The 8379-nt window shown below is 66.1% G+C and carries 9 protein-coding genes; 7 read left to right on the top strand and 2 right to left on the bottom strand.

The window, feature by feature from the left end:
* The 6 genes from ACXJL8_RS01935 to ACXJL8_RS01910 form a co-directional block, all read left to right on the top strand.
* On the top strand, positions 1 to 522 hold a 522-nt coding region (locus tag ACXJL8_RS01935), incomplete at its 5' end, for a phospholipid scramblase-related protein (RefSeq protein WP_456684524.1).
* 91 nt (positions 523 to 613) lie between these two features.
* Positions 614 to 1078: a hypothetical protein gene (locus tag ACXJL8_RS01930; RefSeq protein WP_456618472.1), complete on the top strand. Its 465-nt coding sequence runs from the start codon at positions 614 to 616 to the stop codon at positions 1076 to 1078.
* A gap of 120 nt (positions 1079 to 1198) precedes the next feature.
* Positions 1199 to 2494: a UDP-N-acetylglucosamine 1-carboxyvinyltransferase gene (gene murA / locus ACXJL8_RS01925; RefSeq protein WP_456618473.1), complete on the top strand. Its 1296-nt coding sequence runs from the start codon at positions 1199 to 1201 to the stop codon at positions 2492 to 2494.
* 221 nt (positions 2495 to 2715) lie between these two features.
* A complete protein-coding gene (locus tag ACXJL8_RS01920) occupies positions 2716 to 4110 on the top strand; it encodes an MATE family efflux transporter (RefSeq protein ID WP_456618474.1) in 1395 nt (464 codons plus the stop codon).
* Entirely contained in the window at positions 4107 to 4592 is a 486-nt protein-coding gene (locus tag ACXJL8_RS01915) for a DUF2867 domain-containing protein (RefSeq protein WP_456618475.1), read from the top strand. Before ACXJL8_RS01920 ends, ACXJL8_RS01915 begins: the two co-directional genes overlap by 4 nt.
* Positions 4589 to 5239: a 2-hydroxychromene-2-carboxylate isomerase gene (locus ACXJL8_RS01910; protein ID WP_456684523.1), complete on the top strand. Its 651-nt coding sequence runs from the start codon at positions 4589 to 4591 to the stop codon at positions 5237 to 5239. The genes ACXJL8_RS01915 and ACXJL8_RS01910 overlap by 4 nt, the downstream gene beginning before the upstream one ends.
* Before the next feature lie 38 nt (positions 5240 to 5277).
* On the opposite strand, the gene ACXJL8_RS01905 is transcribed toward ACXJL8_RS01910, so the two are convergent.
* Both ACXJL8_RS01905 and ACXJL8_RS01900 read right to left on the bottom strand, forming a co-directional pair.
* On the bottom strand, positions 5278 to 5664 hold the full coding sequence (locus ACXJL8_RS01905; protein WP_456684522.1) for a VOC family protein: 387 nt from the start codon (positions 5662 to 5664) through the stop codon (positions 5278 to 5280).
* A 107-nt stretch (positions 5665 to 5771) separates the two neighbouring features.
* On the bottom strand, positions 5772 to 6887 hold the full coding sequence (locus ACXJL8_RS01900) for an FUSC family protein (protein WP_456618478.1): 1116 nt from the start codon (positions 6885 to 6887) through the stop codon (positions 5772 to 5774).
* A gap of 119 nt (positions 6888 to 7006) precedes the next feature.
* Here ACXJL8_RS01900 and ACXJL8_RS01895 point away from each other — a divergent pair, with 119 nt between their 5' ends.
* Positions 7007 to 8377 (top strand): MmgE/PrpD family protein, encoded by a 1371-nt coding sequence (locus tag ACXJL8_RS01895; RefSeq protein WP_456618479.1) that lies wholly within the window; start codon positions 7007 to 7009, stop codon positions 8375 to 8377.
* Positions 8378 to 8379 lie beyond the last annotated feature (2 nt).

Genomic DNA, 8379 nt, shown 5'->3' with positions numbered 1-8379 from the left:
GATCTGCTCTATGCGGCCGAACAGCAAAAGGGAATTCTCGGCTTCTTGTGGCGCCAGGCATTTGGGCATTGGCGCTCCTTTGAGCTTCATTTTTTCGACAATGCTCGACAACCGGTCGTGCGCGGGATTCATCCCTTCCGCTTGTTCTTTCAGTGTCTGGAGCTGCGGTCGCGCGACGGCCGCCTGATTGGAAACATCGAGCGTCAGTTTTCGATCTTGACCAAGAGCTTCCATGTGCACGACGCGCAGGGGAGAGTGGTGCTCGAAGTCAGTTCGCCATTTTGGCGCGTATGGACCTTTCCGTTTATGCGCGGAGGGCGAGAGCACGCGCGCGTTGCGAAAAAATGGTCTGGCCTCGGCTATGAACTGTTCACGGACCGCGATAGTTTTCTGGTGGAATATTTAGAACCCGGCCTGACAGACGATGAGCGAGCCCTGATTCTTGCAGCTGCGATCTACATCGATCTCATGTATTTCGAAGTCAAAGGCGAGGGCGGCGCAATCAATTTGTTCCGCAATTGACGCGCGTGGCACCCCCTGAACCTCACCACCCGCAATCGCGACGAAATGGCTTAGATCCATTGGGCCCGTTCCGGCCGGGAAACGCTGTGTCATGAGTGCGCCCGCATTGAAGCCTGCTATCCCCTCGCTCCGCCTTGGCGTGATCGGGAGCCTCATCGGCCTGCTGGCCTTCATTGCAGCCGTTCTGCCGCACTGGGTCGTGCCGATCGTGTATCCGCCGCCACCGGTTGACCAGGTGGTCGTCGACACCGGACACCGCATCAAGGACCGCATCATCGCACGCGTGAAGGGCGTGGAGTATCAGGCGCCGAAGGTCGAGAAATCGGCCGGCAGAAGCTGGAGCGAACCGGCTTCCGTCACCGCAATTTCGCTCGGCCTGCTCGCCATTCTGCTCTCGGTCCTCTCGTTGATATTCAGAGAGGAGCGCCTATTTGCCGCCGTCGCCGCCACGCTCGGCACCGGCGCCATCGCGGTCGAGATATCCTTCGTCGTGATCGGCGCATTGATCCTGATCGCGATCCTCTATGTGGTGGCGAACATTATCGGCCTGTTCTGAGCCTCTCCGGGGCTGACCAACGGGCCTGAGCCTCGGCCAGCAATTGCTACCGCGCTCAATTCTCTGTATTTTCCGCTCCCGAAGCAGCCCCGCCCCACCCACAGGAAGCGAGAGACCCAAGTGGCGCCCATCCAGTACATCGTCGAGGGCGGTCACCGGCTCTCGGGCTCGATCGAGCCGTCCGGCAACAAGAATTCGGCGCTGCCGATCATTGCGGCCGCCCTGCTCACCGAGCATCCGGTGACGCTGGAGAACGTGCCGCGCATCCGTGACACCGAGACGCTGGTCGAGCTGATCCGCTCGGTCGGCGCGTCCGCGGAATGGACCGCCCGCAATACGCTTCATATCCACGCCAAGAGCATCCGCGCCGCCGACCTCGACCCCGAGCTTTGCGTCCGCATCCGCGCCTCGATCCTGCTCGCGGGCCCCCTGCTCGCCCGCTGCGGCGAAGTGATGCTGCCGCCGCCCGGCGGCGACGTCATCGGCCGGCGCCGGCTCGACACCCACGTGCTCGCGCTCGAACAGCTCGGGGCCAAGGTCACCGCCACCGACCGGCTCGAATTCCGCGCGCCAAAGCTCGCCGGTGCGGACGTATTCCTGGACGAGCCGAGCGTCACCGCGACCGAGAACGCGCTGGTGGCGGCGGTTGCCGCCGACGGCACCACCTATTTGCGCAACGCGGCCTCCGAGCCGCATGTGCAGGACCTTGCCAATTTCCTGGTCGCGCTCGGTGCGAAGATCGAAGGGATCGGCACCAACACCATGATCGTGCACGGGCCGGCGACGCTGGGGGCTGCGACCTACCGGATCCAGCCCGACCATATCGAGGTCGGCTCGCTGATCGGGCTTGCCGCCGTGACGCGCTCGCCGCTCCGCATCACCCGCGCCGGGGTCGAGCATCTGCGCTCGATCCGCATGGGTTTTGAGCGGCTCGGCATCGTCTGCCGGGTCGAGGGCGACGATTTGATCGTGCCCTCGAACCAGACGCTGAAGATCCAGGACGATTTCGGCGGCCACGTGCCGAAGCTGGAGGACCAGCCCTGGCCGGCTTTCCCGGCCGACCTGATGTCGATCGCGATCGTCACCGCCACRCAATGCGAGGGCGTGATCCTGATGTTCGAGAAGATGTTCGAATCCCGGATGTTCTTCGTCGACAAGCTGATCGCGATGGGCGCGCGCATCGTGCTGTGCGATCCGCATCGCGCCATCATCGCAGGCCCGAGCCGGCTGCGCGGCGCATCGATGATCTCGCCCGACATCCGCGCCGGCATGGCCATGCTGCTGGCCGCCGTCTGCGCCGAGGGCACCTCGACGATCAACAACGCCGACCAGATCGAGCGCGGCTATGAGCGCATCGACGAGCGGCTGAACGCGCTGGGCGCGAAGATCAAGCGCGTGCCGGAAAGGAAGAGCTGAGGGCTCTTCGCCTCTCCCCGCCTGCGGGGAGAGGCCGACGCGCGCCGAGCGATGCGGAGCATCGTCCGGAGCGCGGCGGGTGAGGGGGAATCTCCGCGAGTCCAACTGTCACCATTTTTGCGGATGCAGCCCCTCACCCCGACCCTCTCCCCGTAAGAACGGGGAGAGGGAGAAGAGACACGGGCCATGTTTTCGACGTGTGGCTGTGTTATTGACCGGCCATGCTCGACACTGTCCAGCCGCGTCCGCAGCCGCAATCCGGCGTGCCGCAAAACCATCTCGCCGATGAGCTCGTCGAGACGTTGCGGCTGGCCGTGCCGATGATGCTGACGCAGCTCGGGCAGATCGCGATGATCACGACCGATCTGGCGCTGATCGGACGGCTCGGCGAGAGCGCCGTCGCGGCGGCCGCTCTGGCCCATACGGTCTATTTCGTCAGCTTCACCTTCGGGCTCGGGCTGATGGCTGCGGTGTCGCCGCTGGCTGCGCAGGCCTTTGGCGCCGGCGACATCAGGCGCATCCGCCGCTCCCTGCGCGTCGGCCTATGGGTCGCGCTCTTGATCTCGCTGCCGATGATGGCCTCGCCGCTCTATGGCGAGCACATCCTGCTGGCGCTCGGACAGGCGCCGCAATCGGCCGCGCTCGCCCAGCGCTATCTGAACGGGCTGGCCTGGGGCATCGCGCCGGCGCTCGGCTTCATCGCGCTGCGCAGCATGATGAGCGCGGTGAACCGGCCGCAGGCGCCGCTCTGGATCACGCTCGCGGCGATCCCCGTCAATGCCGCGCTGGTCTATGCCCTGATCCACGGCCTGTTYGGCCTGCCGGAGCTCGGCCTGTTCGGCGCCGGGCTTGCCACCGCACTCGTCAATCTCGGCACTTTCGTCGCCGCACTCGCCATTGCAGGGCTGCGCAAGCCGTTTGCCGACTATCATCCGCTCGCCCATCTCTGGCGGATCGACTGGCCACTGATGCGCCAGCTCATCGTCATCGGCGCCCCGATTTCGTTATCCCTGCTGATGGAATATGGCCTGTTCTCCTCGGCCGCATTGCTGATGGGGCTGATCTCGACCACGGCGCTCGCCGCACACCAGATCGCGCTCCAGGTCACGGCCGTGCTGTTCATGGTCCCGCTCGGCATCGGCATGGCGGCGACGGTGCGGGTCGGCCATGCCTTCGGCCGCAACGAGCCCCGCGCGGTGAAGCGCGCAGGGCTGGTCGCAGCCATGCTCGGGGTCGCGCTGGTTTCCGCGCTGACCATTGCCATCATCCTCGGCCGTTATCAGCTGGGACGGCTGTTCTTCGGCAGCGGCGCAGAGAGCGCGGCGACCGTCGAGCTGACGGCAACGCTGCTGGTGGTCGGCGCGACCTTCTTCATCGCCGACGGCCTCCAGACCATCATGGGCGGCGCGCTGCGCGGCATCAATGACACCAGGATGACGCTGGTGTTCGCGGCAATCGGCTATTGGGGCGTCGCCTTCCCCATCGCCTGGGTGCTGGCCTTCAACGCCGGGCTCGGCGCCGTCGGCGTCTGGATCGGGTTCTCGATCGGGACGTTCGTCTATGCCGGGCTTCTGATCTTGCGCTTCCGGCGATTGACGCGCAGATTGGGCGCATGACGCCCGTCCGCGAAGTCACCCCCGAGGTCGATGCCGGCGCGCTGCTGGCCGGCGCGCAATTCGTCGACGCCTATCGTGTCGCAATCGGCGCGACCGGCCTCGATGCGCGGCAGGCCTGCACCCGGATGGTGCTGCACTGGCCGCGCTGGATCAGCGTGCTCGTGGGCTTGCGCAACATCATCGTCGCGCCGTTCGGGCTGAAAACATCGGGCGAAGGCATGCCGGCACCCGGCGGCATGATCGGCCTGTTTCCGGTGGTCAGCGAGACGCCGGACCGGCTGGTGGCCGGCTTCAACGACTACCACCTCGATTTCCGCCTCGTGGTCGACGTGACCGGTGACGCGGCGAACCGGCAGGTGACGTCGACCACGCTGGTGCGGACGAATAATCTGTTGGGGCGGACCTATCTCACGCTGATCATGCCCTTCCACAAGCTGGTGGTGCGCAGCATGATGGGAGCGATCGTCGAGCCGGCCCGATGACGCTGTCAGTCGACCTCTTCTTCTCGTTCCGCAGCCCCTTCAGCTATCTGGCGCTGCCGAAGACGCTGAAGCTGGTCGCGGAGTATGATCTCGCGGTGAATTTGCGCCCGGTCTATCCGCTGGCGGTGCGCGTGCCCGGCTTCTTCAAGAAGGCCAGCCCGAACTTCATTCGCTATGTGGTGCTGGACTCACGCCGCGTCGCCGAGCACGAGGGCATTCCGTTCCGGTTTCCGCGGCCTGATCCGATCGTCCAGGATCTGACGACGCTCGAGGTCGCGACCGAGYAGCCCTACATCCATCGCCTGACCCGGCTCGGCGCCATGGCGCAGCTCGAAGGCCGCTCGCTCGCTTTTACCAACGCGATCGCGCGCGTGCTGTGGGACGGCTCGGTGACGGGCTGGAACGAGGGCGACCACCTCGCGCGCGCCGCCGAAAAAGCCGGCTTCGACCTCGCCGCGATGGATGCGGCGATCAGCGCCGATCCGGATCGCTACGAGCAGGTGATCGCGGGAAACGAGAAGGACCACGCGGCGTCAGGCCATTGGGGCGTGCCGACCTTCGTGTTCGAGAACGAGCCGTTCTTCGGCCAGGACCGCATCGATCTCCTGCTCTGGCGCATGGTGGCTAAGGGCCTGATGCGGCGATAGGGCGTGTGCTCCCTCGACGAAGGCGACGCAGCCGCCCGTCAATTTCGCACCGGCTGCCCCACCCCGAGCAAGTTACCTTCGCTGTCGCGAAACCACGCGCCCCGCTCTCCAACACCCTTGCTGGGGTAGTTTCCCGCAATCTCGGCAATCCCATCGACGGTCTTAAGGCCGGGCAGGTCGTACTCCTCGAACGCGACACCCCGCGCGCGAAGCTCGCGTACGGTTGCCGCGATATCCTCGACTTCCCATCCCATCTGTGTGTGCGTGCCGGATTGCATTCCGGCCGAGATGAATATCGCAAACTCGCCGCCCGCGCAGATATAGCGGAGTCCGCCCGCACGCTCCTCTATCGGCTCGAGCCCGAGTTTCTCGGCGTAGAATGCCCGCGCACGGTTCAGGTCTTTTGCCGGAAGCCGGGTTGCCACCTTCGCGTTCCCTAGCATGCTCTCCCCTTTCTTCGTCTTGAGCTCGTTGACCGGTTCTACGGCACTGTGCTGTCGGCAGCCGAACGCTGCTGAGTATACACCCAGGCTCACTCCGCCACGCGCGCGGGCTTGTCGCTCGCCGCCTCCGACCATTCGCCGACGACGCGATCGAGATCGCAGAGATTCTGGTGCATCTGCTCCAGCGAGAAGCCGATCGCGAAAAAACGCTCGGCGGTATCACCGGGCTGGCCGCGGATCAGGCCGTCCTGGCGGACGGCGGCGACGGCCTCGGCGTAATGCTGGAGCGCGACGTGCACGGGATGGATCGGCGGCGCGCCGGCGCCGGCCCGCAGCGCTTCGGCTGCGGACTTCAGAAAGCGTGCGATCGCCGCGTTGACCTCGGCGAGCGGCGCGGCGAGCCTGATCTGCACGTCGGCCGGCAGCGGCACCACCGTGGCGCGGCCGATCATCACGACGTCATGGCGCAGCCGCAGGATCGTGCGCAGCAACGGGCCGGTGTCGGGGCCGCTCGACAGACGCGCGGCGCGCTCGCGTTCGGCCTCGGCGCCGGTGGCGTTGAGACCGACCATCGCGGTCCCGATGCCGTCCTGGATCCGGTGCAGCGCGTCGTTGTCGCGGCCGCGCGTGAGGCCCGCCAATAGTTCGGTGAGGGCCTCGGCGATCAATTCGAGCAGCTTCGCCGCGCTGGCGCGGATCTGCCGCACCGCGCGCGACGGCAGCACCAGGAAGGAGACCAGCAGGCCCGTGATGGCGCCGACGCCGACTTCGCTGACGCGATCGATCGCCGAGGTCATGGGATCGGAGTGATGCATGGTCGGAACCAGCAGCACGATGATGGCGGTCACCGTGGCGGCGTTGAGGCTCGGATTGATCGCGGCAACGAAGGCGAGCGGCGCGACCGCCAGCACCAGCAGCCCCAACAACCCGACTTCGGTCGAATAGGGGATCAGGATCGCGATGGCGCCGCCATAAATGGCACCGCCGATCGTGCCGAGCACGTAGTCGCGCGTCGCCTTCAGGGAGCGGCCGACGCTCATCTGGGTCACGATCAGCGAGGTCAGGACCGCCCAGAGCGGCAGCAGCAGATGCAGCGCGGTTGCGATGGCATAGGCCGCCACCGCGGCCACCGTGACCCGGATCGCCAATCCGAGTTGCGTTCGCCGCGACCAGACCCGGTCGAACAGCTGTTTTGCAGATGCCATCGTCAGACGTCCCGATCCTTTTGAAGCCAGGCAAAAGCATGGCTGATGCCCGCTGCCGCAGGGCCGCTTGAAAGGCCAAATCAGCCCGCCTAACTTGCGCGCCAAAACGAGGAAACACGATGGCCCACGAAACCGCAACGCTCGCCGCCTATGTCGCCAAGCTGAAATACCCTGATATTCCGGCAGAGGTGCTGGATCGCGCAAAAGTGCTGACRCTGGATTTCCTCGGCAGCGCGATCCGGGCCCGCAGCGAGGCGGAATCGACCCCCTCGATCCTGAAGATGCTGGAAGCGCTCGCGCTCGACACCAGGGGCGAATCCACCGTGTTCGGCGACACCAAGACCTGGACCCCGGCGGTCGCGGCACTCCTCAACGGCGCGCTCGGCCATTCCCTCGACTTCGACGATACCCATGCCGATTCCTCGCTGCATCCGAGCGCGCCGGTGGTTCCGGCCGCGTTCGCCGTCGGCGAGATGGTCGGCGCGTCGGGGCGCGACGTGCTGACCGCGATCGTTGCGGGTTATGAGGTCTGCTGCCGGCTCGGCAACGCGCTCGACCCGACCTCGCATTATGCCCGCGGTTTCCACCCGACCGCGACCGCCGGCACCTATGGCGCGGCCGCGGCTGCGGCAAAGCTGTTCGGTCTCTCCGAGCAGCAGATCGTCGCCGCCTTCGGCGTCTCCGGCAGCCAGGCCGCGGGCTCGCTGCAATTTTTGGTCAACGGCGCCTGGAACAAGCGCTACCAGGTCGGCGCCGCCGCGATGAACGGCGTGATCGCCGCGACGCTGGCGCGCAACGATTTCGTCGGCGCGACGGAATCGGTCGAGGGCAAGCACGGCCTGCTCGCCGGCTACACCGACGACGCACATCCGGACAAGGCGGTGGCCGGGCTCGGCAAGACCTACGAGACCATGAAGATCGGCGTCAAACCGTATCCGAGCTGCCGCTATACCCATGCCGCGATCGACGCGCTGATCGCGATGCGGCGCGAGCACAATCTGACGCCCGACCAGGTCAAGCGCGTCGAGATCGGCCTGCATCGCAACGGCATCACGCTGACCGGCGATGCCGCGACCAAGCGGCATCCCACCTCGATCGTCGGCGGCCAGTTCTCGATGTTCTTCACCGGCGCGCTCGCGCTCGACCAGGGCTCGTTTGGCTGGGACGATTACAGCCGCCTTGGCGACACCACCATCGACGCGCTCGCCGACAAGTTCGACGTGGTGCAGGACGACCGGCTCGAGATCGGCCGCACCCATCCGTTCGGCGCCCGCGTCAGCATCACCACGGACGATGGCGTGCATGAGCGGCTGTACGCCGATCCTTCCGGAGAGCCGAATTCTTTCCCCGATGCGCAGGCGATGCAGCAGAAATTTCTGACGCTGGCGCGGCCCGTGCTGAACGCGCGCGCGGAGAAGTTTGCGGATGCGATCATGACGCTGGAGCGGTTTGATCGCGTGGCGAAGGCGACGGAGCTGGGACGGCAGTGAGT

Source organism: Bradyrhizobium sp. P5_C11_2, from assembly GCF_054049755.1.
Note: the sequence above shows the minus strand (reverse complement) of the source record. Positions and strands in the feature narration are given on the sequence as shown.

Bases quoted from the DNA above. Each gene is read 5' to 3' on its own strand.
- ACXJL8_RS01930 (WP_456618472.1), top strand. From the start codon at position 614: ATGAGTGCGCCCGCATTGAAGCCTGCTATCCCCTCGCTCCGCCTTGGC.
- ACXJL8_RS01915 (WP_456618475.1), top strand. From the start codon at position 4,107: ATGACGCCCGTCCGCGAAGTCACCCCCGAGGTCGATGCCGGCGCGCTG.
- ACXJL8_RS01900 (WP_456618478.1), bottom strand. From the start codon at position 6,887: ATGGCATCTGCAAAACAGCTGTTCGACCGGGTCTGGTCGCGGCGAACG.